This window comes from Rhizobacter sp. P1_G5 (assembly GCF_056405435.1).
This window is the reverse complement of sequence record NZ_JBFUCB010000010.1, coordinates 1-25,396: the sequence shown is the minus strand read 5'-3', so window position 1 is coordinate 25,396 and position 25,396 is coordinate 1. Positions and strand designations below refer to the sequence as shown.

General features: G+C 68.9%; 23 protein-coding genes. 7 read left to right on the top strand and 16 right to left on the bottom strand.

The genetic code is table 11. The annotated features are described in order from the left end of the window. Nucleotides 1–14 precede the first annotated feature (14 nt). Nucleotides 15–704, top strand: coding sequence for an energy transducer TonB (locus tag AC1D12_RS01785; RefSeq protein WP_477824976.1), 690 nt, complete (start codon nucleotides 15–17; stop codon nucleotides 702–704). Between the two features lie 12 nt (nucleotides 705–716). On the opposite strand, the gene AC1D12_RS01780 is transcribed toward AC1D12_RS01785, so the two are convergent. Genes AC1D12_RS01780 through AC1D12_RS01750 form a run of 7 tightly spaced genes read right to left on the bottom strand, consistent with a single transcriptional unit; the run spans nucleotide 717 to nucleotide 9,211 of the window. Next, complete coding sequence (locus tag AC1D12_RS01780; protein WP_477824975.1) at nucleotides 717–1,415, bottom strand: lectin; 699 nt, start codon at nucleotides 1,413–1,415, stop codon at nucleotides 717–719. Between the two features lie 18 nt (nucleotides 1,416–1,433). Next, nucleotides 1,434–1,913, bottom strand: a complete 480-nt coding sequence (locus AC1D12_RS01775; protein WP_477838593.1) for a c-type cytochrome — start codon at nucleotides 1,911–1,913, stop codon at nucleotides 1,434–1,436. Between the two features lie 37 nt (nucleotides 1,914–1,950). After that, entirely contained in the window at nucleotides 1,951–2,340 is a 390-nt protein-coding gene (locus AC1D12_RS01770) for a hypothetical protein (RefSeq protein WP_465111613.1), read from the bottom strand. After that, nucleotides 2,337–2,705, bottom strand: a complete 369-nt coding sequence (locus tag AC1D12_RS01765) for a hypothetical protein (protein ID WP_465111612.1) — start codon at nucleotides 2,703–2,705, stop codon at nucleotides 2,337–2,339. Before AC1D12_RS01765 ends, AC1D12_RS01770 begins: the two co-directional genes overlap by 4 nt. A 23-nt stretch (nucleotides 2,706–2,728) precedes the next feature. Next, nucleotides 2,729–4,147, bottom strand: coding sequence for a DUF1501 domain-containing protein (locus AC1D12_RS01760; protein ID WP_477838591.1), 1,419 nt, complete (start codon nucleotides 4,145–4,147; stop codon nucleotides 2,729–2,731). Nucleotides 4,148–4,160: 13 nt separating this feature from the next. Further along, on the bottom strand, nucleotides 4,161–6,629 hold the full coding sequence (locus AC1D12_RS01755) for a DUF1549 and DUF1553 domain-containing protein (RefSeq protein WP_477838589.1): 2,469 nt from the start codon (nucleotides 6,627–6,629) through the stop codon (nucleotides 4,161–4,163). A gap of 35 nt (nucleotides 6,630–6,664) precedes the next feature. Next, the gene (locus AC1D12_RS01750; protein WP_477838587.1) at nucleotides 6,665–9,211 is read right to left on the bottom strand and encodes a TonB-dependent receptor; all 2,547 of its coding nucleotides are present in this window, start codon (nucleotides 9,209–9,211) and stop codon (nucleotides 6,665–6,667) included. A 212-nt stretch (nucleotides 9,212–9,423) separates the two neighbouring features. Between AC1D12_RS01750 and AC1D12_RS01745 the strand changes: the two genes are divergently transcribed. Then, complete coding sequence (locus AC1D12_RS01745) at nucleotides 9,424–9,924, top strand: rhodanese-like domain-containing protein (RefSeq protein ID WP_477824723.1); 501 nt, start codon at nucleotides 9,424–9,426, stop codon at nucleotides 9,922–9,924. On the opposite strand, the gene AC1D12_RS01740 is transcribed toward AC1D12_RS01745, so the two are convergent. After that, a complete protein-coding gene (locus AC1D12_RS01740) occupies nucleotides 9,921–10,490 on the bottom strand; it encodes a peroxiredoxin (protein WP_465111607.1) in 570 nt (189 codons plus the stop codon). The genes AC1D12_RS01745 and AC1D12_RS01740 overlap by 4 nt on opposite strands. Nucleotides 10,491–10,766: 276 nt before the next feature. Between AC1D12_RS01740 and AC1D12_RS01735 the strand changes: the two genes are divergently transcribed. Continuing rightward, nucleotides 10,767–11,894: a sigma-54 interaction domain-containing protein gene (locus AC1D12_RS01735; protein ID WP_477824722.1), complete on the top strand. Its 1,128-nt coding sequence runs from the start codon at nucleotides 10,767–10,769 to the stop codon at nucleotides 11,892–11,894. 7 nt (nucleotides 11,895–11,901) lie between these two features. On the opposite strand, the gene AC1D12_RS01730 is transcribed toward AC1D12_RS01735, so the two are convergent. From AC1D12_RS01730 to AC1D12_RS01715, 4 genes are all read right to left on the bottom strand, one after another. Further along, nucleotides 11,902–12,741, bottom strand: a complete 840-nt coding sequence (locus AC1D12_RS01730; protein WP_477838585.1) for a hypothetical protein — start codon at nucleotides 12,739–12,741, stop codon at nucleotides 11,902–11,904. Between the two features lie 32 nt (nucleotides 12,742–12,773). Next, complete coding sequence (locus tag AC1D12_RS01725) at nucleotides 12,774–14,009, bottom strand: radical SAM protein (protein WP_477824720.1); 1,236 nt, start codon at nucleotides 14,007–14,009, stop codon at nucleotides 12,774–12,776. 601 nt (nucleotides 14,010–14,610) lie between these two features. Continuing rightward, nucleotides 14,611–15,915, bottom strand: a complete 1,305-nt coding sequence (locus AC1D12_RS01720; RefSeq protein ID WP_477838583.1) for an ABC transporter ATP-binding protein — start codon at nucleotides 15,913–15,915, stop codon at nucleotides 14,611–14,613. An 8-nt stretch (nucleotides 15,916–15,923) separates the two neighbouring features. Then, a complete protein-coding gene (locus AC1D12_RS01715; protein ID WP_047510820.1) occupies nucleotides 15,924–17,651 on the bottom strand; it encodes an ABC transporter permease in 1,728 nt (575 codons plus the stop codon). A 192-nt stretch (nucleotides 17,652–17,843) separates the two neighbouring features. Here AC1D12_RS01715 and AC1D12_RS01710 point away from each other — a divergent pair, with 192 nt between their 5' ends. The 3 genes from AC1D12_RS01710 to AC1D12_RS01700 all read left to right on the top strand — a co-directional run bounded on the left by AC1D12_RS01710 (nucleotide 17,844) and on the right by AC1D12_RS01700 (nucleotide 20,282). Next, nucleotides 17,844–18,953, top strand: coding sequence for a GGDEF domain-containing protein (locus AC1D12_RS01710; protein ID WP_477824718.1), 1,110 nt, complete (start codon nucleotides 17,844–17,846; stop codon nucleotides 18,951–18,953). Nucleotides 18,954–19,033: 80 nt separating this feature from the next. Next, complete coding sequence (locus AC1D12_RS01705) at nucleotides 19,034–19,777, top strand: NIPSNAP family protein (protein ID WP_465111600.1); 744 nt, start codon at nucleotides 19,034–19,036, stop codon at nucleotides 19,775–19,777. Between the two features lie 22 nt (nucleotides 19,778–19,799). Next, the gene (locus AC1D12_RS01700) at nucleotides 19,800–20,282 is read left to right on the top strand and encodes a hypothetical protein (RefSeq protein WP_477824717.1); all 483 of its coding nucleotides are present in this window, start codon (nucleotides 19,800–19,802) and stop codon (nucleotides 20,280–20,282) included. A 4-nt stretch (nucleotides 20,283–20,286) separates the two neighbouring features. Here the strand turns inward: AC1D12_RS01700 and AC1D12_RS01695 are convergent, their stop codons facing one another. From AC1D12_RS01695 to AC1D12_RS01685, 3 genes are all read right to left on the bottom strand, one after another. Then, on the bottom strand, nucleotides 20,287–21,078 hold the full coding sequence (locus tag AC1D12_RS01695; RefSeq protein ID WP_477824716.1) for a DNA-processing protein DprA: 792 nt from the start codon (nucleotides 21,076–21,078) through the stop codon (nucleotides 20,287–20,289). A 7-nt stretch (nucleotides 21,079–21,085) separates the two neighbouring features. Further along, complete coding sequence (locus AC1D12_RS01690; RefSeq protein ID WP_477838581.1) at nucleotides 21,086–23,185, bottom strand: RecQ family ATP-dependent DNA helicase; 2,100 nt, start codon at nucleotides 23,183–23,185, stop codon at nucleotides 21,086–21,088. Between the two features lie 74 nt (nucleotides 23,186–23,259). Further along, nucleotides 23,260–23,823, bottom strand: a complete 564-nt coding sequence (locus AC1D12_RS01685; RefSeq protein ID WP_477824714.1) for a TetR/AcrR family transcriptional regulator — start codon at nucleotides 23,821–23,823, stop codon at nucleotides 23,260–23,262. Between the two features lie 84 nt (nucleotides 23,824–23,907). Here AC1D12_RS01685 and AC1D12_RS01680 point away from each other — a divergent pair, with 84 nt between their 5' ends. Continuing rightward, a complete protein-coding gene (locus tag AC1D12_RS01680) occupies nucleotides 23,908–24,378 on the top strand; it encodes a nuclear transport factor 2 family protein (protein ID WP_477824713.1) in 471 nt (156 codons plus the stop codon). Here AC1D12_RS01680 and AC1D12_RS01675 read toward each other — a convergent pair. Beyond that, the gene (locus AC1D12_RS01675; protein ID WP_477824712.1) at nucleotides 24,359–25,267 is read right to left on the bottom strand and encodes a DMT family transporter; all 909 of its coding nucleotides are present in this window, start codon (nucleotides 25,265–25,267) and stop codon (nucleotides 24,359–24,361) included. The genes AC1D12_RS01680 and AC1D12_RS01675 overlap by 20 nt on opposite strands. Between the last annotated feature and the right edge of the window lie 129 nt (nucleotides 25,268–25,396).

Below are 25,396 nucleotides of genomic sequence, written 5' to 3'. Positions count from 1 at the left end.
ACCAGGGAGCCTTCATGAGCGCCGTACTTCCCCCGTCGGGCGGCCTGCGGGCCCGCGACGACAACCCTTCGTACCGGGAGGCCGGTCCGCGCCGTGGCGCCGGCCTGGCCGCAGTGCTGGGCCTGCACGTGCTGATCGCGTATGCACTGGCATCGGGCCTGGCGCGCGAGGCGGTCGAGGTGATCAAGAAGCCGATCCAGATGAGCATCGTGCCGGAGGCGCCGCCCCCTCCGCCGCCGCCACCTCCACCGAAAGTCGAGAAGATCCAGCCGGCGCCGAAGCTGCCGGCCCCGCCACCGCCGGCCTACATGCCACCGCCGGACGTGACGCCAGTGGCCGCACCGGAGCCGCAGATCACCGCGGTGCAGGCCGAGCCGCCGAAGGAGCCGGTGGTGATCGCAGCGCCTGCGCCGCCGGCCCCGGAGGCGAAGCCGGTGGTCGCGAAGCAGGAGATCAGCCTCGCGTGCCCGGGCTACCAGGGCGTGCTGGAACAGGTGCTGGCCGATGCGTTCGACCGCGTCGGCATCGTCGGCGCGGTGCGCACGCGCCTCACGGTGCGCGGCAGCCAGGTGGTCGACGCGGTGCCGCAGTCGGGGCCGAAGGAGTACTACAAGTACGTGCAGGGCGCGGTCAAGCGCATGAAGTGCTCGGCCGGTGGGGCCGAGGAGGTGCAGGTGGTGCTGGACGTGCTGTTCAAGCGTTGAGCCCGTTTGCGCTCAGTCGAGCGCGAAGCAATAGAACAGCCCCGCACCCCCGGTGCTCACCAGGTTCTCCTGCCCGCACCCCCGGCTCGCATGCGCCGAGTTCCACGAGCTGTTCCCGCCGCCCGTGCGATCGAAATGCCCGACCTGCGCCGAGCCGTCGGCCGCGCTGCTGCCGTAGTTGCGGCAGGTGTGGTCCGCCGCATCGGCGAATGCGCGCCCGTCCGGCTGCGAGCCGGTCAGGATGTCGTGCTGGTTCGGCTTGTCGCCCGAGCCCTTCACCGGCTCGTTCTTCTCGGTGAACACCGTGTTGCGCGTCAGGTTGCTGCCCAGCCGCGCCAGCTCCAGCGTGTCGCCGTGCAGGTGCGCCAGGTCGCGCGCCACCACGGCACCGCGCGCATTGGTCCACGGCCCCGCGCCGATGCGGTCGCGCGCATTCACCGCCGGCTGGCCGTTCGCCTCCTGCGTGCTCAGGTAGGCCCGCCAGGTTTTCGCGCCGTTGCCGACGGCGCTCGCCAGCTTCCTGCAATGCGCATCGGCGCCGGCCAGGCCGCCGAGGTCGGCCCCCTTGCCGAGGCCTTCGCTGGTCACGAAGAACGTGAACGCCTTGGGGGGTTCGGCCGGGCGCGGTGCCGAGGCGGCCGTCTGGGCCTGCAGCGGCCCGATGGCCGCGCAGGCCAGCGCGGCCAGAAGTTTCTTCTGGTGATGGATCATCTGGTTCTCCTCGTTGGATCAGTTCGCGTTGCGGAAGTCGTCGTGGCACGACTTGCACGAGCGCGCGAGCTTGCCGTGCTGCTCCTTCACCGCCGCCGCATCGCCCGCCTGCGCGACGCGCAGCAGTTCATTGGCCTCCTTCGTGAAGGTCGCGTTCAGCTCGGCCACGCGCTGCGTGTCCTTGAACAGCTCGGCCTTGGCGGTGGTGTCATGCCAGCCCTTGCCGGCTTCGGTGCCGGGCGTGAACAGCGTCAGCAGGTTGGTGTTGGCCAAGGCCGCGATCGCGCTCGCCGACCGGACGACCTCGTCCTTGTTGTAGCTGCCGTCCACCGAAGCCTTGATGCGCGCAGTGTTCAGCGCGATCACCTGGAAGGCCGACTGGCGCCAGCGGATCTGGTTCTCGGGCTTCGGCGTCTGCTGCGCCCAGACCGTGGTCGTGACGGCGATGACGCCGAGCGCCACAACGGTTGCAATGCGAATGCTCGTGGGTTTCATCATGGTGAGAGGTGGTGCAAGGTCATGAGAAGAAGGGGAATCACTTGAAGGGCTTGTGCGGGTCGTGRCAGTCGTTGCAGGCCTGGGCGATGCGCCGCGCGGCGCCACCCGCCCGCTCGTAGTCGCCGGCCTCCAGCAGCGCTGCGATCGACGCCGCGAGCTCGCGGCCCTCGGTCGAGACCCGCAGCGCATCGGCGGCCGGCATGTCGTCGCGGAAGAAGGCTTCCATCAGCGCATACAGCCGCTCGATCTCGCGGGCCTCGGCGCGCGCGGCCGCCGCATCCTGGCGCGCGATGCTCTTCTGCACCGCGACGCTGGACTTGTCGATCGCGCGCATCCAGACGTCGAACTCCAGCACGCTGGCCGCGAACGCAGGCGCAGCCAGCCCCGCGGCCACGAGGGCCGCGATGAGACAGGTCGGGGCTTTCATTTGTGCTTGTAGACCTCGTGGCAGGTCTTGCACGAGCGCACCAGCAGGCCGAGCGTGTCCGACGCGGCGTCGTAGTCCTCGCTCGCCAGTGCGCGCCGCAGCTCGCTCGCCAGCGCATGCGTCTTGCGCGAGAAGCCRACCGCATCGGCCGCGTCGCCCTTGGCTTCGTAGTAGCCCTGGACCTGCGCGAACCAGTCGACCAGCTGCTGCGCCTCGGCGGCAGCGGCCTCCTTGTTCTTCAGCGAGACATTCGAGTCCAGGCTCCTGGTCGTGTCCTCGATGCCGCGCATCAGGTCGCCGTCCAGCGAGAAGGCCGCGGACGCCGCCGCACCGGCGACCAGCAACCCGGCCAACAGCGCGGCCAACAGCGCGGAAAGTCGCTTCGGCTTCAGACGAGGATCTCCTTGACGACATCGCCGAACACCGAGGTCGGCTTCTCGGAACGCCCCTGGTTCAGGAACGTGATCTTCTTGTGGTCCAGCCCCAGCTGGTGAAGGATGGTCGCCTGCAGGTCGTAGGTGTCGACCACGCCGCTCACCGCGCGCAGCCCGATCTCGTCGGTGGTGCCGTGCGTGCCCGGCTTGATGCCGCCACCGGCCAGCCAGCTGGTGTAGCCCCAGGGGTTGTGGTCGCGACCGTCGCCGCTCTGGCCATATGGCGTGCGGCCGAACTCCGAGGTCCAGACGACGAGCGTGCTCTCCAGCAGCCCGCGCGACTTCAGGTCGGCCAGCAGGCCGGCCACCGGCTTGTCGACCTGCTTGCACATCACGCCGTGGTTCTTCTCGAGGCCGTTGTGCGCATCCCAGCTGTCCACGCTGTTGTCCGGCGCGCCGGAGATGCAGTGAACGAAGCGCACGCCGCGCTCGACCAGCCGGCGCGCGCGCAGGAGCGCGGTGCCGTACTCGTCGGTCTCCTTCTGGCCGATGCCGTACAGCTCCTTCGTCGCCGCGGTCTCCTTGCTCATGTCGACCGCCTCGGGCGCCGAGCTCTGCATGCGGAAGGCCAGGTCGTACGAGCGGGTGCGCGCCTGCAGCTCGGTGTCGTTCGGGAAGCCCGCCGACTGGTGCTCGTTCAGCGACTTCAGCAGCGCCAGCGTGTTGCGCTGCTCGGCCTCGCTCAGGTTGGCCGGCCGCGCCAGGTGCAGGATCGGCGAATCGCCCTGGCGGAAGGCCGTGCCCTGGTAGGCCGCGGGCAGGAAGCCCGAGCTCCAGATCACCTGGCCGCGCCCGCCGCCGGCCGCGCCCTTGCCGGTCGGCAGCACGACGAAGGCCGGCAGGTCCGGGTTGGACGAACCAAGCGCGTACTGCACCCACGCCCCCAGCGCCGGGCGCCCCGGCACCAGGCCGGCGGTGTGCAGCTTCAGCGACGAGATCACGTGCGTGCTGCCTTCGGTCTTGCAACCCTTCAGGAACGCGATCTGGTCGACCTGCTTCGACAGGTTCGGCAACAGGTCGGACACCCATGCGCCGGTCTCGCCGTGCTGCTTCCAGGTGCGCCTGGTCGCCAGCAGGTTGCCGACGCCGCCATCGGTGGCCGTCTTCAGGTTGCGGCCGAACGAATCGGGCAGCGGCGTGCCGGCCAGCCTGATCAGGTCGGGCTTGTAGTCGAACAGGTCCAGCGTGCTGGGCGCGCCGGCCATGTGCAGCCAGATGACGGCCTTCGCCTTGGCGGGGAAGTGCGGCTCGCGCGGCGCTTGCGGATCGATCAGCTCGCTGGCCCAGGCCGACTGGATGCCCAGGCCGAGCGCCGCGCCGGCGCCCAGCTGGCCGAGGAAGTCGCGACGCGAAGGGTGGTGATGGTGGCTCATGTCAATGTCCTTCTCAGAATCGGTAGGTGAATTCGTTGGAGTTCGCGACCGCGTGCACCAGGTCGACGAAGGCGGCCGCGCGCGCCGGGTTCAGTTCGGGCGTCGCCTTCCTGCCCGTGCCAGCCTTGGCACCCTTGCCGGCCTTGGCATCGGCGGCCTTCGCGTCGTCGTCCTCGTCATCGCCGCCGGCCGCCGTCGACTTCAGCTTCTCCTGCTGCTTCGCCAGCGTCTGCACGAACACCGCCTTCTCGTAGCGGTCGGCGCTGCGCCCGTAGACCGTCTTGTAGAGTTGGTCGATCTGCGCCGTCAGCACCGGGCTCACGCCGTAGCCTTCGGGCGCGTTCAGCGGCTTGCCCTGCACCAGCTGCTGGCGCGTCAGCGCCTCCTGGCTGTCGAGGAAGGCCTGCAGCCTGGCGCGCTCGACGCTGTCGGGCTTGCGGGCGTAGAGGATCTCGAACAGGCGGTCGATCTGCGCCGACTCCTTCGGGCCCGCCTCGCGGATCACGCGACCGGCCAGTGCCTTCGACCACTCGAACACCAGGTCGCTGTTGATCAGCGCCAGCGCCTGCGGTGCGGTCGTCGTCACCTCGCGCTTGTTGTGCACCAGCTGCGGGTTGGCCCAGTCGAAGGTGTCGAGCAGCGGGTACGGCGTGTTGCGGCGCACGAAGATGTAGACGCTGCGGCGGTGGTGGTCGTGCGGGTTCTCCGAGGTCGGCCACGCATTGCGGTTGTCGAGGTTGATCGGGATCGGCGGGAACACCGCCGGTCCGCCCAACTTCTCTTCCAGCAGCCCGGCGGCGGCCAGCAGCGAGTCGCGGATCTCCTCGGCCTCGAGCCGCTGCCGCGGGAAGGCCCACAACAGCTTGTTGCCCGGGTCCACCGCCTGCGCCTCGGGCCGCGCGGCCGAGGCCTGGCGGTACACGCTCGACAGCAGGATCTCGCGCTGCAGCGCCTTCACGCTCCAGCCGTTCTTCACGAAGCTCGTCGCCAGGTGGTCCAGCAGCTCGGGGTTGCTGGGCTTGCTGCCCATCTTGCCGAAGTCGCTGACGCTGTCGACGATGCCGGTGCCGAAGAACTGCGCCCACTGCCGGTTCACGAAGACACGCGCCGTCAGCGGGTTGGCGGGGCTCGCGATCCAGCCGGCCAGCGCGCTGCGCCGCCCGGAYGAGTTCGCGGTCGGCTGGATCGCCGGCGCGTCACCGCCCAGCAGCGCCGGCACCGCCGGCTGCACCTCGTCGAGCTTCTTGTCGTAGATGCCCTTGAACAGCACGTAGGTCGGCGGGCTGTCGGCATGGCCCAGCTCGGTCATCGTCGAGATGCTGCCGGGGTCGCGCGGCTTCAGGTTGTCGAAGGCCTTCAGCTGGTCGGCCAGCGCCTGGTACTTCTCGTAGCCGGCCTTGTCCTTGGTCTTCAGCTGGTTCACCGCGTTGCGCGTGCGGCCCGACATGGTCCACAGGTTGCGGTGGTAGATCCAGCGGTCGTAGGCGCTGCGCTCGGCCTCGGGCTTGCTGATCGACACCCGCGTCTCGGGCACGAAGCCCGACAGCCGGTCGCTTTCGAGCTTGTCGATGACGGGCTTGAGCAGTGCGTCCTGCTGGTCGCGGATCGACTGCGTCGCCGCCTCCCACTTCGCGCGCTTCACGGTGTACTCGGCCAGCGCCTGGCCGTTGATCGCCGGCACGTCGTCGCGCCAGCTCGCGTTCACCAGGAAGGCCTGCAGCTGGTAGTACTCCTTCTGCGAGATCTTGTCGAACTTGTGGTCGTGGCACTGCGCGCAGTTGACGGTGGTGCCCAGCAGCACCGAGCCGACGGTGTCGGTCAGGTCGTTGGCGACCTCCTGCTTCTTCAGGTTCAGGTCGCGCGCGTTGATCTCGTCCGGGAAGTTGCGCAGGAAACCGGTGGCCACCTGGGCCTCGATGCTGTCGGGCCACAGTTCGTCGCCGGCCAGCTGCTCCTTGACGAAGCGGTCGAAGGGTTTGTCGCGGTTGAACGCATCGATCACGTAATCGCGGTAGCGCCAGATGTTGGGCCGGGTGCCGTCGGCGTTGTAGCCGTCGCTGTCGGCATAGCGCGTCAGGTCGAGCCAGCGCCGGCCCTGGCGTTCGCCATAGCGCGGCGACGCGAGCAACCGGTCGACCAGCTTCTCGTGGGCCTTCGGCGAGCGGTCGGCGACGAAGGCCTTGACCTCCTCCGGCGTCGGGATCAGGCCCCAGGCGTCCAGCGTGGCACGACGGATGAAGGTGGCGCGGTCGGCTTCGGCCGATGGCGACAGGCCCTTGGCCTCGAGCTTCGCGAGCACGAAGGCGTCGAGCGGCGTACGCACCCAGCGCTTGTTCTTCAGCGCCGGCTCAGCCGGCGCCTGCGGCGGGGTGTAGGCCCAGGCCTTGGCGGCCGCTGGCGCGACAGGTTTCTCATCGACGGCGGTGGCGATGGCCGCGCTGGCGGCGATCGCGAGAAGCACGAAAAGCAACTTGAGTTTCATGGGCGTACTCGATCTGCAGGGGGTGGATGAAGCGCCTACAACTTGCCGGCGAACTGGATGCCCACGCTGCGCGGGATCGCGGGCGAATAGCTGTTCCACGTCTTCGAGCGCGGCGTGTCGTCGTTGAACAGGTTCTTGACGATCAGGCTGACGTCGAAGCTCCGGTTCTGCGTGCCGACGCCGATGGCCCAGTCGACCAGGGCGCTCTTCGGGATCACCGAGTACGCGGACAGCGCGTTGTCGGAGTAGTAGCTGCTGTTGGCCGACACGTTGGCGCTGGTGTGGAACACCTTGTCGCCCCGCACCGGCAGGCGGTAGTCGCCGCCGACGTTGACGCTGTACTTCGGCGCGCCGGCCAGCGGCTGGCCGCTGATGTCGCGGTAGGGCGATGCGCCGGCATAGCCGTTCTCCACCGGTTGCGCGGCGTTGCTGAAGTCCTTGTAGATCGCCTTGTTGTAGGCGCCGGAGAAGCGCAGCGTGGTGTTGGCGATGCCCGCGTAGACGCCGTCGACCTCGAGCCCCGAGACCCGCACCTTCGGTACGTTGCCGGTGGCCGAGGTGTAGTAGAACGTGCCGTCGTTGTTCAGCGCGGTGGTGTACTGGTCGACGATGCGCACCGACTGCTGGTAGTCGGTGATGTTCATCAGGAACACGTCGGCGTTCAGCACCAGCGTCTTGTCGAACAGCGCCGACTTGAAGCCCGCCTCGAAGGCATTGGTCTTCTCCGGCTGCACCAGCGTCGACACGCCGTTGACGAGCTGCGAGATGCCTGCCTTCTCGCCGTGCTGGTACGAGAAGTAGGCCGTCAGCTGCTCGCTGGCCTTGTACGACGGGCTGATCACGAACGCCGGCTGCGTCTTGCGGAAGGGCTCGGCCTGGGTCTGGCCGAACAGCACGCCGAGCTGGCTCTTGCGGATCGCCCGGGCATCGGCCACCTGCTGCTTCTGTGCGGCGCTCAGCGCGGCATAGGTCGGGATGCCGAAGTACTTCTGCGCGATCGCGTCGTCGGTGCCGACCGCATCCGGGTTCAGCTCGGGCGCGCTGCCGCTGCTGTTGAGGGTCGAACGCCCGGCGTTCTGGCGGTCCTCGCGCGTGAAGCGCAGGCCGGTGGTCAGCGTCAGCGGCTCGCTCAGGTGCCAGTTGGCCTGTGCGAAGACCGCGGCGCTCTTGTTGCGGATCTCCTGCACGCCGACCGGCGAGTTGTACGAGGTCGCCAGGTTGGCCAGCGAGTTGAGCATCAGCAGGCGGCCGGCCGGGTCGGCATCCAGCCGGTTGTATTGCGCATTGCTCGCGAACCAGGCGCCGGCGTCGTTGCCCCAGGCGCGGCGGTAGTCGGCCTCGTTGTGCACGTCGATGTAGTACAGCCCGCCCTGGTAGTCGACGAAGCCGCCGGCCGCCGAGCTGATGCGCAGCTCCTGGCTGGCCTGGCGGTAGTCGTTCCAGAAGCCGCCCGAGTTGCGGTACACGTCGAACGGCGTGCCTTCGTCGTTGACGGCGTCGAAGTGGTAGTCCTTGTACGCGCTGATCGAGGTCAGCGTGTGGCCGCCGTCGAGCTTCCAGTTCAGCTCGGCCGAGGCGCCGCGGCTGCCGGTGACCAGCGGCCGCTGGTTGTCGTTGCTGAGGAAGGCGTAGTAATCGCCGACGCTGTAGCCGGTGTTCTGCGAGAACCAGCGGCGCGACAGCCGCGTCGCGTTGTCGACGGCGGTGTTGGGCGAGCCGTTCGCGTAGGTCGCCGGGGTCGGCGTGAAGACGGTGCGGCCGTTGGTGGTTTCGCCGGCGCGGGGTTGCAGGTCGAACGCGAGGCGCGCGTTGAAGTCGCTCGTCGGTGTGACGAGGAACTGCACGCGCCCCGACACGCGGTCGGTGTTGGTGTAGGTGATGTCGCGGTTGTACTGGTTCTCGATGTCGCCCTGGCCGCGGTCGACCGAGAAGGTGCCGCGCCACGCGACCAGGTCGTCGACCACCGGGCCGCCGACGGCCGCGGTGCCGGCGAAGCCGCCGCGCTGGCGGAACTCGAGCGTGTAGTCGGCGGTGGGCGTGAACGACGGCCGGCGCGTCGTGATGTTGACGACGCCCAGGCTGGTGTTCTTGCCGAGCAGCGTGCCCTGCGGGCCGCGCGTGACCTCGACGGTGTCGACGTCGACGAAGTTGAAGCTGGAGGTGAGCGCGTTGTAGGCGTAGTTGACGCCGTCGACGATGACGCCGACGCTCGGGTCCTGCGCCTCGGTCTGGCCGATCTTGCCGACGCCGCGGATGCTGAGCGAGCTGGTGCGCTGGTTGCCGAGGTTCCACGAGACGTTGGCGGCGCGCCGCGTGATGGCGTCGATGCCGTAGGCGCTGAGCCGTTCGAGTTCGGCGCCCTGCACGACCGAGATCGACAGCGGCACATCCTGCAGCCGCTCGATGCGGTTGCGGCTGCGCACGACGACGGCATCGAGCGCCCTCGCCTCGTTGTCGGCGACGGGGGCCGAGGCGGCGGCATCGGGGGCGGCCGGTGCGTCGGCAGGTGCATCGGCCGCATGGGCGATCACGGTGACGGCGGCCGCGGCGATCGGCGTGAGTCGGAGCAACTGCTTGATCAAGAGAGGGTCCCTCGGTGATGGTTGTCGTGGGGTTGTCGTGTGTGTCGATCCACCTCCCTTCACAGCACGGCGCATGCCCGTGTCCAGGCGGGGTTCTGCTGCGAAGCCAGCAAGGGCGCGGGTTGCGCGTGCTGCGCACGCAACGCCGCTGTCGTGTTCGCGGCTGTGTTGCGGGCACTCAGCCCGGCGGTGCCAATGGCATGAATGCTGCGATGAAGGTGTCTCCCACCTTCATCACCATCACCAGGGACACCCGCTTCATGAAGAGCTTCAAGATCACCGCGCTGGCCGCGGCCCTCGCATTCACCGCGCTGGCCGCATCGGCGCAGCAGGCCGCCGCGCCGTGGAAATACAAGACGCAGCGATTGGCCCGCGCCGAGGTCGATGCCTTGCTGGCGCAGCCTGGCGGCGTGCTGGTGCTGGACGTTCGCCGTCCCGACGAACTGATCAAGTACGGCAGCTTCCCGGTGTTCCTCAGCATCCAGAACCGCGACATCGAGAAGCAGCTCGCGTGGCTGCCGCGCGACCGGCGCATCCTGACGGTGTCCAACCATGCGCAGCGCGCAGGTGCGGTCGGTGACCTGCTGGCGAGCAAGGGCTACCAGGTGGCCGGCGCGACCGGCTCGGAAGACTACGAAAAGGAAGGCGGCACGGCGGTCAGCCACATCCAGCCACCGGCGCCGCGCGCGGCGGCGTCGGCGGTTGCGCCCTAGCGCTTCAGTGCTCGCACCGCGTCGAGCGCGCGCGCCACGTTGTCCTCGGGCGAGAGCCCGCTCAAGGTGGCCGCGATGCGACCGTCGGGCTTGATGACGAAGGTGGTCCGCTCGGCCAGGCCGTGATCGATCTCGTCGCCGCGCCGGGTCTTGCGGCCCGCCTTCTGCTCCTGCACGACCAGGTCGAAAGACTTCGCGATCGCGCCCTTGGCATCCGAGGCCACCGCCACCGTGCCGGCACACGACTCCGGATCGGCCGAGAACTCGTTGAGCCGCTCGATGCGGTCCAGCGACACGCCGACGATGCTGGCGCCGGCGTCGCTGAACTGCTTCAGGTTCACCGCGAAGGCGTGCGCCTGCAGGCTGCAGCCGATGGTGAATGCCGCCGGGTAGAAGTAGACGACCACCGGGCCGCGTGCCAATGCATCACGCAACGAATAGTCGAAGGCCTTGCCGGCCAGCGAGGCCGTGGCACGGAAGGCCGGTGCAGTGTCCCCCTCGCGCAACGCGGCATTCGCGCCGACGGCAGCGACGGACAGCAGGCAGGTGGCAAGCAGGTGTTTCATGGGGATCGGTGGAGAGTTGAAGGGGCCCGGCATGCAACCCGCGGGCCTGCATCTCGACCCTGCACCTGCTGCGCCGGCAGCAGCACGCGCCAGCGCATTGTTGGCGAGGCAACAGCAGCGCGCACATCGCAGCAGCGCAGACCCCGATCGCCGTGATGTGCGCATATGCAAGCGTGAAATGCTGCGTTCACGGCACGGAACAAGACACCTAATGTGCAGATCGCGTCATTTGTCTGCCCATTGTCGTCAGCCCATTGCCAGCCCATTGCCAACAGCATGTCCGCCGACCACCTGCTCACCCTGCCCGATTCCGCCAGCCTGGCGCTCTCGATCCGCGCCAAGGCGCTGCTGTTCCACGACCCGCGCTCGCTCGCCGTGCTGGAGCAGGTGGAACGCGTCGCCGGCAGCGACGCCACCGTGCTGGTGGTCGGCGAGACCGGCACCGGCAAGGAGCTGATCGCACGCCACATCCACAAGCGCAGCGGGCGCGACGGGCCCTTCATCGCGGTGAACTGCGGCGCCTTCAGCGAATCGCTGATCGATGCCGAGTTGTTCGGCCACGAGTCCGGCGCGTTCACCGGCGCGAACCAGGCGCGTGCCGGCTGGTTCGAGGCGGCCAACGGCGGCACGCTGTTCCTCGACGAGATCGGCGACCTGCCGCTCGCACTGCAGGTGAAGCTGCTACGCGTGCTGCAGGAGCGGCAGGTGGTGCGGCTCGGCTCGCGCCGCGCGATCCCGCTCGACGTGCGGCTGGTGGCGGCGACCAACGTCGAGCTGCACCGGGCGGTGGAGGCGCAGCACTTTCGCGCGGACCTGTACTTCCGGCTGAGCGTCGCGACGATCGAGCTGCCGCCGCTGCGCGACCGCCCGGGCGATATCCTGCCGCTCGCGCGCCACTTCATCGCGGTGTGCGGCGGCAAGCTGTCGCTGCACGGCACGCAGCTGTCGCCCGAGGCGCGCAGCGCGCTGCTGGCCTATGCGTGGCCCGGCAACATCCGCGAGCTGGAGAACGTCATCCACTACGCGCTGATCGTCTGCCGCGACGGCATCGTGCGGGCGAGCGACTGCCGCTTCTCGCCGCTCGGGTTCCTGGGCGCGGTCGCCTCGCCTCCCGCCTCGACCGCACCGCCCTCCGCGGGGCCGCCCCCCGAGGCGCAGCCGCTGGCCGCGCTGGAGCGTGCCATCGACGCGCTGATGGACGGCAGGCATCCGCAGCTGGTGGCGGCGATCGAGGCCCTGGTGGTGCGGCTCGGCTTCGCGCGCTGCCACGACAACCAGGTGCAGACCGCGCGGCTGCTCGGCGTCACGCGCAACACGCTGCGCACGCTGCTGAAGCGGCACGGGCTGCTGGCGCTGTCGTCGCGTGGGGAGGTGGATGAGGAGGTGGAGGTCGAGACGGCTTGAGCCTGGGTCATCGGCACGCCAGGTAGACCTGCCGCTCCTGACGAGGCGGGATGCCGATGGCACATGCCTTCAGCACGTCTCGGCCGAGCGAGCCTTCATAGACGATGCCGGCCACCACGCCCGCCTCATCGCGGGTGCGGATGCGGATGGGTGCGAGCACGACCGATCCGATGCGAAGCGGCTGTGCCTGCGACGACTGCTGGTTGAAAGAGCGCTCGCCCGTCGCCGACAGCGTTGCAGATGAACCGCCGACCGGCGCACCTTCGAGATAACGTCTCGCGAACTGCGTGTACGGGCGGCCGGTGTCGATGTCGACGAGCACCTCGGCGCGATCGCCCCAGGCACCGCGGACCAGCATCGCGCCAATCGATTCGCCTACCCGCTCGAGACGAACGCTGGACCGCTCGGGGTAGAGCTTGCGGAAGACATCGAACGGCTCAACGGCTGCGTGCAGCGCGAACAGGCGACTCGACGGGAAGTCGAGCACCACGAGATCATGCGGTGCCAGTTGCTGCGGGCTCAACATGCCGGCGAGCTTTGCGGCCGCGAATTCCGGGATCGTCGGGATAACCTCGCACGGAACGGCGGTCGGACGCTCCTCGCCGAACCAGATCAGCAAGGGCTGCTGGCAAGTCGGTCCCTCGGCGCGACTGCGCAGACGCGACGCGGCAGCCGAGACAACGAGGCTCGGCGACGACCCGGTGTCGAGAACGAAGCTTTCGATTCGGCCATGGACATGCACGTCGATGACAGGGCCGAAACCGTCGTGGACCTTCTGCTGGGAAAGAGGACGCTCGAAGAGCAGTGCCTGGGCTTGTGCCACGGGCCATGCCGTCAGAAGCGTCATGACGCTGGCGATCCGGATCAGTCTGGCGACTCTCACGCAGCGCTCTCCAGAATGCTGGCCGGCGCATGGCCGCGTCGCACAGCAGATTCACAGACCGCCTCGAGAAGCCCTTGTATTTGCTTGCAGTACACGCTTGGATTGTCAAAGGCACGCGCGCAGCTGTAGCGTTGAATGGGTCCGCCCAGTACCTCGCCCGCTCGGCAGACCTTCTTCCAGCAACAGTCAGTGCATTGAAGCGGGAGGCGGCCGACCTGCTTCACAAGGTCTTGTATCTCGCTGGAATCGATGAAGTCATTCAATGTCGAGTCCTGAACGTTGTAGCGCCCTCGGAAGAGGTGCGGTAAGACGTTTCTCAGATCATCGTCAGGCCCGACATGGCCATCGCTGTCCACGGTGATCGCGAGGGATCCGGAAATGATGGCTTCCTCCTCGGCCAACCTGCCCTTCCCGCCGAGGAGACGGCGAACGGACTTGTCCACGAACCTGATGTGGATCGACGGATCGTTGTCCCGCAACCAGTGCTCATAGATTCTGCAAAGGGCATCGCCCACCGTATTGCCGTCCTGCATGCAGGTGCTGTCATGCGTCTCGTCCGCAGCAATGAAGTGGAGGTTCTTGAGTCCAAGCTGATGGACCAGGTGCTGATACAAGACGGCTCCGTCCACATGACGGCTCAGTACCACGATAACGCCCAGCCGGTCGGGCAGGCGGGCCTGGAGTCTCTTGAGCCCCGAGACAACGCGGTCATAGGTGCCGCGGCCATCGTGGTCGACTCTGTGCAGATCGTGCACTTCACGCGGTCCGTCGAGACTGACGCCGACGAATATGCCGTGCTTGACGAGCAGGTCGATCCAGAGATCGTCCAGCAGCATGCCGTTCGTCTGCAGCGAAATTCGCAGATCGACCACTTGATGAAGAGCACGCGTGAGACGACCGCACATGTCATCGAATCGATCTCGCTTCATCAGCAGTGGCTCTCCACCATGCAGATCGATCTGGATGACTTGGAGCTCATGCTTTCTCGCCGCGTCGAGAAGGTAGGCCACGACGTGATCGATGGTCTCGACGGAGATCAGCGGCGGTCGCCTCTCGAAGTCCGTGTTTCTCGAGTCGAAGAAGTAGCAATAGGTACAGGCGATGTTGCAGCGCTCTGCGACCTTCAGAATGACTTCCAGCCGCCTAGGGATCACGGCCGGCTGTACAGGGTTCTCTACGGTGCGGAGTCTCGATCGAATCCCGCTCAGATTCACTCGCTCAATGGTGGCCATTGCTTTGCTGTCCTGTTTCCGACAAGGACCGATCAAGGAGTGCCGCCCTGGATGGGCGGCACGCATGGCAGTCTTAGACCGCCTTGCTCCATTCGCATTTCACGAAGTTTGGAGAGTTGCCTGCGCTGCACTTCACGTCGCCACCGGCGACATGCCGCAAGACGTTGTTGGGCAGAACTTGCAAGGGAGCGGCGACTGGCGCACCTGCAAGCGAAAGGCGATGGAGGAGAGCTTCGAGCGTCATGGGTCTTCTTCACTTTCATATGAAGCGGGAACGGCCGCTTCACCCGTCGCGACAGGACTGCCGCAAAAGAGCGGACAAACTGCTTGAAGGCTTGACAGGAAGACAGCAATCGCTGAATCGAGCCGCGGGAGACTTGCTCCCGGCCGAAGCGAACTCAATTCCGCGGTAGGGAAGAGTTCCGTGAAAGGGCAGCCCTGGTGGCCGACCGATGCTTGGGCAATGCGACTCTGCTGAGGTGAGTGACTCTGCAGGCGTACCCGGTCACTCGCAACGCTCAATCTCTCCTATTGACAGACAGCGTTGACAATGATCTCTCACCGCTTCCCGCATGCGCCTCACGGCGCATGCGGGACTTGATCACTCACCAGTYATCTCCTGCCGCCCCTCCGGCAACCGGATCACCCCGGTCCGGTAGTCGTACTCGAACACCTCGCCATGCCGCCCCCATTCGATCGCGGTGCGCAGCACGCGCTCGGCCTCGGCGGCGTCGAGGCTGTCGCTCAGCAGGCGCAGGAACGGCTCCTGCGGCAGCTCGCCCGACGCCTCCTGCTCCAGGCTGTGCCGGATGTGCGCAGCGAGCGGCACGCCGGCCAGCAGCTGCTGCCCGAACAGCTGCTGCCGCAGCGTGTGGTCGCCGTCCACGTAGCGGCGCCCGAGCGGCGTCAGGTGCAGGTCGCCATCGGCCAGTTGCGCGAGCCCCAGCAGCGACAGTCCCTGCGTCAACGGCAGCAGCTCGTGGTCGGCCAGCTCGGTCTCCTCGGCGAGCTTCGGCAGGTCGGCATGGCCCGCGAACAGGTCGTCGGCCAGCAGCTCCAGCAGCCCGTCCATGCGGCTCACGTCGGCCTGCGGCAGGCGGTGCGCCAGCGGCAGCGCGGCCGGCTCGCCCGCCGGGCGGCGGCCGGTGCCGGCGGTCATCAGCGCGTAGACCTCGTCGACCAGCTGCCGCACCTCGGCGCTGTCCGGGTCGCGCGGGCGCGGCAGCTGCACCGCCAGCTGGCAGCGCACCCGCCCCGGGTCGCTCGCGAAGATCAGCACGCGGTCGGCCATCAGCACCGCTTCCTGGATGTTGTGCGAGACCACCAGCATCGCCTTGGTCGGCATGCGCCGCGAGGTCCACAGCGCGAGGATCTCGTCGCGCAGCCGCTCGCCGGTCAGCACGTCGAGCGCCGAGAAGGCTTCGTCCATCAGCAGGATCTCGGGCTCCACCACCAGCGCCCGCGCAATGCCCACGCGCTGGCGCATGCCGCCCGACAGCTCGCGCGGCAGCGCACCCTCGAAGCCCGCCAGCCCGATCAGCTGGATCGCCGCCACCGCGCGCGCCGCGCGCTCGGCGGGCGCCATGCCGCGCGCCTCGAGGCCGAGCTCGACGTTCTGCTGCACCGTGAGCCACGGGAACAGCGCGAACGACTGGAACACCATCGCGATGCCGCGCGCCGGCCCGTGCAGCGGCTGGCCGCGGTAGGCCACGTCGCCGGCATCGACCGGGATCAGCCCGGCCAGGATGCGCAGCAGCGTCGACTTGCCCGAGCCCGATTGACCGAGCAGCGAGACGATCTCGCCCTCGGCCAGCCGGAAGTCCACGCCCTCCAGCACCGCGCGCGCGCTGCCGTCGGCCGAGCGGAACGACTTGCCGACGTTCTTGAGTTCGATCAGTGTCTTCATGCTCTGCCCTAAAAATGCATGCGGTCTTCGGCAAGGCGGTACAGCCGCCGCCAGACCAGGTGGTTCATGCCCATCACGAACACGCACATCACGCCGATGCCCAGCGCGATGCGCGGGAAATCGCCGATCGCCGTCATGTGCGCGATGTAGCTGCCCAGCCCCTTCGCCTGCAGCGTGGTGTCGCCCCAGGTCACGTACTCGGCGACGATGCTCGCGTTCCACGAGCCGCCGCTCGCGGTGATGGCCCCGGTGACGAAGCTCGGGAACACCGCCGGCAGCAGGTAGCGGCGCCAGCGCAGCCAGCCCGACAGGCCCAGGTTCTGCGCCGCATAGCGCAGCTCGGTCGGGATGCTGCTCGCGCCGGCGATCACGTTGAACAGCAGGTACCACTGCGTGCCCAGCACCATCAGCGGCGACAGCCAGATGTCGGGGTTGAGCTTCCAGCGCACGATGAACAGCACCGCCACCGGAAACATCAGGTTGGCCGGGAACGCCGCCAGGAACTGCGCCACCCCCTGCAGCCGCCCCGACCAGCGCGGGTTCATGCCGATCCAGATGCCCACCGGCACCCACACCAGCGCGGCCAGCGCCGTCAGCACCAGCACGCGCAGCAGCGTGATCGAGCCCAGCACCAGCACATGCCCGGCCTCGGCCCAGCCGACCTCGGTGTGGATGAAGCGCAGCAGGTGCCACAGCGCGATCAGCACCGCCGCGGCCAGCAGCGCATCCCAGGCGCGCTGCAGCGTCGCACCGGCCGGCCGCGCGCGCGCCCGGATCGAAGTGCCGTCGTGGCGGCGGCGGAACAGCGTCAGCGAGCGCGCGAACAGCGCCCCGATGCGCAGCGCGAACGGCTGCAGCCGCTCGGTGCGGCGCAGCCAGGTCAGCAGCCACGACGACGGCGCACTCTCGCTGCTGCCCTCCTCGAAGCGGAACTTGTCGGCCCATGCGAGCAGCGGCCGGAAGAACAGCTGGTCGTACAGCACGATGCCCACCAGCATCGCGCCGATCGCCCAGCCGATCGCGTGCAGGTCGCGCAGCTCGATGGCCTGGGCGATGTACGAGCCGATGCCGGGCAGCTTGATGCTCTGCTGCGACACCGCGATGGCCTCCGACGCGACCACGAAGAACCAGCCGCCGGACATCGACATCATCATGTTCCACAGCAGCCCGGGCATCGCGAACGGCAGCTCGAGCCGCCAGAAGCGCTGCCAGCCCGACAGCTGGAACACGCGCGCCGCCTCCTGCAGCTCCGGCGGCACGGTGCGCAGCGACTGGTAGAGGCTGAAGGCCATGTTCCAGGCCTGCGACGTGAAGATCGCGAAGATCGCGGCGCACTCGACGCCGAACAGGTTGCCCGGGAACAGCGCGATGAAGCCGGTGACGGTGATCGACAGGAAGCCGAGGATCGGGATCGACTGCAGGATGTCGAGCAGCGGCACCAGCACCCGCTCGGCGGCGCGGTACTTGGCCGCCAGCGCCGCGAACACGCAGGCGAACACCAGCGACGCGCCGAGCGCGAGGAACATGCGCAGCGTGGTGCGCAGCAGGTAGTACGGCAGCGCGGTCGGGTCGAGCGTGAGCGGCAGCGCCTCGCCCAGCTGGTACGGCCGCGCCATCTGCGCGCCGCCCCAGGCCAGCAGCACCAGCACCGCGAGCACCAGCGGCAGCAGGGCCCAGTCCCAGCGGTTGCCCCCGGACTCGACCACCTGGCGGGGAAAGAATCGTTTGTCGGTCATGCTGTCGCCCATGCGCTTTCTCGTCGCGAACGCCGGGCGCTCGATCGAGATCCGACAGGCGGCATTTTCGCCGCACGGCGAGTCGCTCGAGAGGCGGCTGCATGACGCGGTGTGTCGGCACCGACACACCGGATCCCCCTGCCTCCGGGGGGCGGCCGCAGGCCGGCGGCGCCTCGTTCCTACAATCCCGCGATGTTCCGCGCACCGTCCCGCCTGCTCGACCTGCTGTGGAGTACCACCGAGCGGCGGCGCGGCCACGCCAAGCTGACGCTGCTGGCGCTGTGCGTCTATGCGCTGTTCGCGGTGGTGGTCGCCGTCGAGGTGCGGCTCGGCATGATGGAGGCGGGGCCGGCGTTCTGGTTCTGCGTCGTCAGCCTGGGCGGCATCCTCGTCTTCTACGCGCTGGTGCGCAGCGGCCTCAGCGAGCGGCTGTCGCACGACCCGTCGCTGACGATGTCGCAATCGGTGTTCGGCATCTCGGTCACCGCCTGGGGCTATGCGATCAACCCGCAGCTGCGCGGCGCGGTGATGGCGATCATGCTGCTGAACCTGGTGTGGGGCATGTTCGTGATGTCGCCGCGCGAGGCGCGGCTGCTGGGCGCGCAGGCGCTGGCGATGCTGGGCGGCGTGATGCTGTGGAAGGCGCGCACCGACCCGGCGCGCTTCCCGCCGCACATCGAGGCGATCCAGTTCGGCTTCTGCCTGATCCTGATGACGGCGATGTCGGCGCTGGCGGTCAGCATGGGCCGGCTGCGCGCGAAGCTGCGGCAGCGCCAGGCGGAGCTGCAGCAGGCGCTCGCGAAGATCCACCACCTGGCCACGCGCGACGACCTGACCGGCCTCGTGAACCGCCGCCACCTGACCGAGCTGCTCGATGCCGAGCGCGTGCGGCAGAAGCACCACGGCCTGCCGCTGAGCCTGGTGCTGATGGACCTCGACCACTTCAAGCCGATCAACGACAACCACGGCCACGCGGCCGGCGACCGGGTGCTGAAGATCTTCGCCGACGCCGCGCAGGCCGCGCTGCGCGACACCGACGTGCTCGGGCGCTGGGGCGGCGAGGAGTTCCTGCTGATGCTGCCGGCGACGCCGCAGGCACAGGCGCTGCAATGCGTCGATCGGTTGCGCGCCGGGCTCGCGGCGGCCCCTTTCGACGCCGTGGCGCCGGGGCTGCGGCTGACCTTCTCGGCCGGGTTGAGCACCTGCGCCGACGGCGAGGCGCTGCAGGCCGCGATCGAGCGGGCCGACAAGGCGATGTACCAGGCGAAGCTGAGCGGGCGCGACAGCACGGTGGTCGGCTGATTTCTGCTGAACTCTACTGACACAGGTTGTCAGCATGCCCGGCGCAGCATCACCCTCCCCAGAGACGAGGAGATGCCCCGATGACCGTGATGACGCTGGAGCGCCCGGCCCGTGCCGCGGCTGCTGACACGATTCCGTCCCCTTGTGCCATCGTCGAGCTGCGGCGCTATGCGCTGCACCCCGGCCGGCGCGAGACGTTGATCGAGCTGTTCGACCGCGAGTTCGTGCACACACAGGAAGACTGCGGCATGCGCGTGCTCGGCCAGTTCCGCGACCTCGACGCACCCGACGACTTCGTCTGGCTGCGCGGTTTCGCGAACATGGCCGAGCGGCGCGAGGCGCTGGCCGCGTTCTACGGCGGCCCGGTGTGGCAGCGGCACCGCAACGCCGCCAACGCGACGATGCAGGATTCGTCGAACGTGCTGCTGCTGCGCAACGTGCAGACCGCCGCGACCCATGCGGCACGGCCCGGCATGCTGCTCGCCGTGGTGTGCCGGCTCGATGCGCCGGCCACGCCGCAGCTGGTGCAGCGCTTCGAGCACGAGGTGCGGCCCTGCCTGGTGGCCGCCGGCATGGACGTGCAGGCGGTGCTGAAGACCGAGCACGCCGCCAACGACTTCCCGGCGCTGCCGGTGCGCACCGACACCGAGGCCTTCGTGTGGATCTGCCGCTTCGACAGCGTGGTCCACCAGCTCGACTGCGCCGACCGGCTGTTCACCTCGGCGATCTGGCGCGATGCGGTGTGGCCGCGCTGGTTGTCGCAGCTGCGCGCAGCACCGGAGATGTTCCGCCTGCAGCCCACCGCCGGCTCGGCCTGGCGCTGAGCGCCTTTCACCGGAGAACACGATGAGCTACACGCTGGACCGCACCGGGCAACCGGACGACTTCGATTTCCTGCACGGCCGCTGGCAGGTGCTCAACCGGCGCCTCGCGACGCGCGTGCCGGGCAGCGACGACTGGCAGGAGTTTCCTTCGGTGCTCGCGTGCGAGCCGCGCCTCGGCGGCATCGCCAACGTCGAACAGATCGACTTCACGACCCAGGACTGGTCGGGCATGACCTTGCGGTTGTTCGATACCGCGAAGCGGCAATGGTCGATCTACTGGGCGCACAACCGCAGCGGCATCCTGTTTCCGCCGGTGCGCGGCGGCTTCGATGGCGACCGCGGCGAGTTCTACGGCGAGGATGAAGACAACGGCCGCAAGGTGTACGCACGCTTCGTCTGGCAGCGCCAGGGGCCGGATGCAGCGCGCTGGGAGCAGGCCTTCTCGCCCGATGGGGAGGAGTGGCTGACGAACTGGACGATGCAGATGACGCGGGTGCCCGCCTGAGTCTTCAGGTGTCTCGCTCGAAGTGATCGCGCAGGCCTTCGGCATCGATCACCACCGTCCGGTCTGCCAGCGCGCAGAGGTACTTGTTGTGCGCCATTGCTTGGCCGTCATCGAAGCCGGCCTGCGGCGCGCAGGGTGACACCAGGGTCAGGCGGCCCTGCTGCAAGCCGCCGCGGTTCAGCCGCCCGAGGCTGGCTTTGAGCAGGTCGCCGGGCAGCACGCCGACGGCCTGGCCACCGGCCTCCAGCGCGCTCTGCATCGCGGCCATCTCGACACCATGCGCACCGCTCGAGAGGACGACCATCCCTTCGTCGGCACACGTGGCCGCGGTCTGGCGCGCGAACTCGAGCGCCGCCTCGCCGGCATCGCGCGAGCCGACGATCGCGAGGCCGCCCAGGTCGAGCAGCTCCGGGCGGCCCGCACCGTACAGCAAGGGCGGCGCGGCATGCTTCAACCGGCGCTTCAGGGCCCCCGGGTACGCGGCATCGGCTCGCGAGATCACCCACAGGCCGGCACGGCTCCATCGCTCCAGGGCCAGGGCCATCGCGGTTCCGCGGGCCAGCAGGAACTCGATGCGGGGGCGCTCGAGTTCGATCTCCTGCACGCCGTCCAACTGCGCGTGCGCCGCGGCGGACAGCAGGTCGGCAGGCCGCATCCCGCGCTGGTTCAGCCAGGGGGCGAACACCGCCCAGTCCCGCATCGACAGCGGCTGGAACGCTTCCTGCCGCTCGCCGCCGAACCGCCCGCACAGCAGCAGAACCGCCTCGCCATCCGCACTCAATCCCTGAACACTCATGGGGTCGCTACTTCGCCGAGGTGAGGGCCAGCGCGAACGGGTAGACCGCCGCCGTGCCCGTCTGTCGCAGCAACGCCGCAGCGAGCGTCAGGGTCCACGCGGAATCGACGAGATCGTCGACCAACAGCACGGCACCATCCGTGCCCGGCTGCGGCTCGAYGGCATACGCGCCGTCGAGGTTGTGGCATTGGTGAAATCGGTTCTCCATGTCTCTCTGGGGCTGCGTCTCGCGTGTCTTCGACATGATCGGCCGGAACGGTACACCCAGCGCATCGGCAAGCCGCCTGGCGAAGTCCGGCACGAGCTCGGGGTAGCGCATCGACGGGATGCAGGTCACCCAGCTGATCCGTGCCGCTGCGGGCCACCGGTGGCGGATCATGTCCGCCGACGCCTCGACCAGCTCGTCGTCGAAGCGGCCCTGCGCCTTTCCCCGCGCCACCAGCTGGCCCCAGACCGGCTCGCCCCAGCGGGACAGCACCCGGCCTTCTTCGCCGCGCAGCGCCGCGGGGATGGTCTGCTTGCTCCAGCCGTGGTCGGCCCGGTACTGCGGCAGCGCCTCGACGTCCCACTGCTTCTTGAGCTCCAGCGGCATCTCGCTGCGCTTGACGAAGCGCAACGCCTCGATCAGCGTGGCTCGCTCGACCTCCATCGGCAGCACGGGCCGGCCGAGGCACACGGCACAACGCCCGCACGCCGACGCCCCGGCGTCGTCGAGCGCCTCGGCGAGGAACAGCATCAGGCAGCGCTCGTTGGCAAGGTAGTGCTTCATCTGCGCCCACTCGTCCTCGCGCTGCCGCGTGAGGTGCGCGATGCGCGCCTTGTCGAGTTGGAACGGCTGCGCGGTCCGGTACCACGCGCCATCGATGCGCAGCACCGGCGAGTCCGGCTCGACCACCAACAGCTTGAGCACCTTCTCGATCTGCGACTGCCGCAGGTTGACGGCCCGCTCCAGCGCGCGAACGCTCAAGCCCCCGTCGGCAGCCTCCAGCGCACCGAGGATCCGGTCCACCTGCCACTCCGGCGGGAACGCGGCCTCGCGGAAGTACTCGTTGATGTCCTCTTCCTCATCCCCCGACAGCAGCACGCCGCAGGCCGCGGGGATCGCCCGGCCGGCCCGGCCCACCTGCTGGTAGTAGGCCACCACGTTGCCGGGGGTCTGGTAGTGGATGACGAAGTGCAGGTCCGGCTTGTCGTAGCCCATGCCGAGCGCCGTGGTCGCGACGAGGCATTTGATGTCGTTGGCCAGCAGCGCCTGCTCCATCGCCTGCCGCTCGTCGTCGTGCTTGCCCGCGTGGTACGCGCGTGCATCGATCCCGCGCCCTTGCAGCCACTCGGCGACACGGTCGGCATCGCGCGTGGTCAGCGTGTAGACGATGCCGCTGCCGGGCAGCTGCGGAATGCGATCGGCCAGCCACGCCAGCCGGTCTGCCGCCCCCGCCAGCCGCATGTTCTGCAGCGCCAGGCTCTCGCGCAGCAGCGGCCCGCGCTGCACCACCACGCCGGTGCCGAGCTGGGCCGCCACATCCTGCGCCACGCGCCGGTTGGCCGTGGCCGTGGTGGCGAGCACCGCGATGTGGGCCGGCAGGCGGGCCAGCACCTGCCCGACGCGCCGGTAGTCGGGCCTGAAATCGTGGCCCCAGTCCGAGATGCAGTGCGCCTCGTCGATCACCAGCAGCCCGATGCGCGCCGCAATCGGYTGCAAGGTGCCGGCCACGAACTCGTCGTTGGCCAGGCGTTCCGGGGAGATCAGCAGCAGGTCGACCTGGCCGGCGAGCAGTTCAGTGCGCACGGCCTCCCAATCGTCGCGGTTGGTCGAGTTGACGGTGAGCGCCTTCAAGCCGAGCCGGTGCGCCGCCTCGATCTGGTTGCGCATCAGCGAGAGCAGCGGCGAGATGATCAGCGTGACGCCGGCGCCCTGCGCCCGCATCAACGTCGCCCCGACGAAATACACCATGCTCTTGCCCCAGCCGGTGCGCTGGACGCAGAGCACCTTGCCGCGCCGGTTCACGATGTGGTCGATGGCCTCCCACTGCCCGTCGCGGAAGTTCGACGCCGGCTGGCCCATCGCCACCCGGAGACAGCGCAGTGCCTCGGCTTCGACGACCATCTGTGCGGCTCCCGTGAGGTGCCCGGCCAGTCCGGGCTGCGGGCCAGTGTAGCGACGGGGAACACCGTGTCAGTTCACGACCAGGACTTCTGCAGCAGACGGCGCGCGACATCGGCCGCACCGGCGTCGCCCGTCATGTGCGCGCGCACGATCGCGCCCTCGACGATCAGCAGCGCATCTTCCGCCGCCCGCTCCGGCTGCGGGTGGCCGCAGCGGCGCGCCAGCGCGAGCAGGCAATCCTGCAGCTCGTCCTTGTGGCTTTGCACCACGCTGATCGCCTCGCCCTGCGCCGAGCCTTCGGCCAGCGTGTTGATGAAGGCGCAGCCGCGGAAATCCGGCTCCTCGAACCATTCGCGCAGCACCTCGGCCGCACGCTCCATCGCCGGGCCGGCGGCTGCGCAGCGCGCCTCCAGCCTGCCCGCGAACCAGTTCATCCAGCGCTCGTGCCGCAAGCGCAGGAAGGCCAGCACCAGGTCGTCCTTCGACGGGAAGTGCCGGTAGAACGAGGCCTTCGCCACCTGCGATTCGGCGATCAGCCGGTCGATGCCGACCGCGCGGATGCCGTCGGCGTAGAAGAGGCGCATCGCGGTCTCGAGGATGCGCTGGCGGGGTTCGAGCGGGGCCGTGGCGTTCGTCATGGCCCGCAGTTTGACAGACAGATCTGTCTGCCTCAAGATGCGGCACATAGACAGACCTGTCTACACCCCGAAACAGGAGCCCCCATGGAAACACCCCGCCCGCCGCTGCCCCCGTTCACCGAGGAATCCGCCCGCCAGAAGGTCCGCCTGGCCGAAGACGCCTGGAACAGCCGCGACGCCGACCGCGTCGCCGCCGTCTACACCGAGGACACGCGCTGGCGCAACCGCGCCGAGTTCCCGGTCGGCCGCGAGCAGGTGCGCGCCTTCCTGCAGCGCAAGTGGGCGCGCGAGCTCGACTACCGGCTGATCAAGGAGCTGTGGGCCTTCGGCGGGCCGCGCATCGGCGTGCGCTTCGCCTACGAGTTCCGCGACGATTCCGGCCAGTGGTTCCGCAGCTACGGCAACGAGAACTGGGAGTTCAACGCGCAGGGCCTGATGGAGCGCCGCTACGCGAGCATCAACGACCTGCCGATCCAGCCGGAACAGCGCCTGTTCCACTGGCCGCTCGGCCGCCGCCCGGACGAGCACGCCGGGCTCAGCGAACTGGGGCTGTGACGGCAGCGGCCGCCGGCGCCGCCTTCGGCTTGCGGAACACGATCACGTTGCCGGCCATCACCAGCACCAGCCCGAGCAGCGCCGGCGCCGTCCACTGATAGCCCTCGACCCAGGCCGACACGTTCAGCGCGACCACCGGGAACAGCACGGTGCTGTAGGCCGCGCGTTCCGGCCCGAGGCGGCCCACCAGCGTGAGGTAGGCGGTGAAGCCGATCACCGAGCCGGGGATCGCGAGGTACAGCAGCGCGCCGACGTAGGTGGGCGACGGATCGAAGGCCCAGCCGACGCCGGCGACGCCGCAGCCGAGCGCCAGCACCGTGGAGCCGATCAGCATGCCCCACGCGTTGGTGACAACCGGCGCATGGCCCAGCGCCTGCAGGCGCGTCGACAGCATGTTGCCGGCCGAGAAGCACAGCGTGCCGGCCAGCCCGAGCGCGAGGCCGGTCAGCGTGCCGGGCGACGCATCGTGGCGCGTCAGCTCCGGCCAGAACAGTGCTGCCAGGCCCAGCATGCCGAGCGCGCTGCCGGCCAGCACGCGCGGCGCGAGCGGCCGGCCGAGGAAGACCCGCGCGTTGAACGCATTCCACACCGTCGCGGTGGAGAACAGCACCGCGACCAGCCCGCTCGGGATGAAGCGGCTCGCGTGCAGGAAGCAGATGAAGTTCAGGCAGAACAGGCACACGCCCTGCGCCGCGATCAGCTTCATCGCGCGGGCATCGGGCCGTTTCAGCCGCCCGGTGATGGCCAGCCACGCGAACAGCACGGCCGCCGCCAGCGCGAAGCGGTAGGCGATGGACCACGGGATCGGCACCACGCCGAGCTGCAGCTTCAGCGCGATCCAGGTGGTGCCCCAGATCAGCACGGTGAGCACGTAGAGGAAGAGGTTCATCGCGCCAGTGTCGGCCGCATGGCGTGACCCTGGTTGCACAAAACTGCGGTTTGTCGCGGGCGCCTCGCGCGCGCACGCGAGGCGGCGGCTACAGTGGCGAGGCCMTGGCCACCGCCACACCGCCCGACC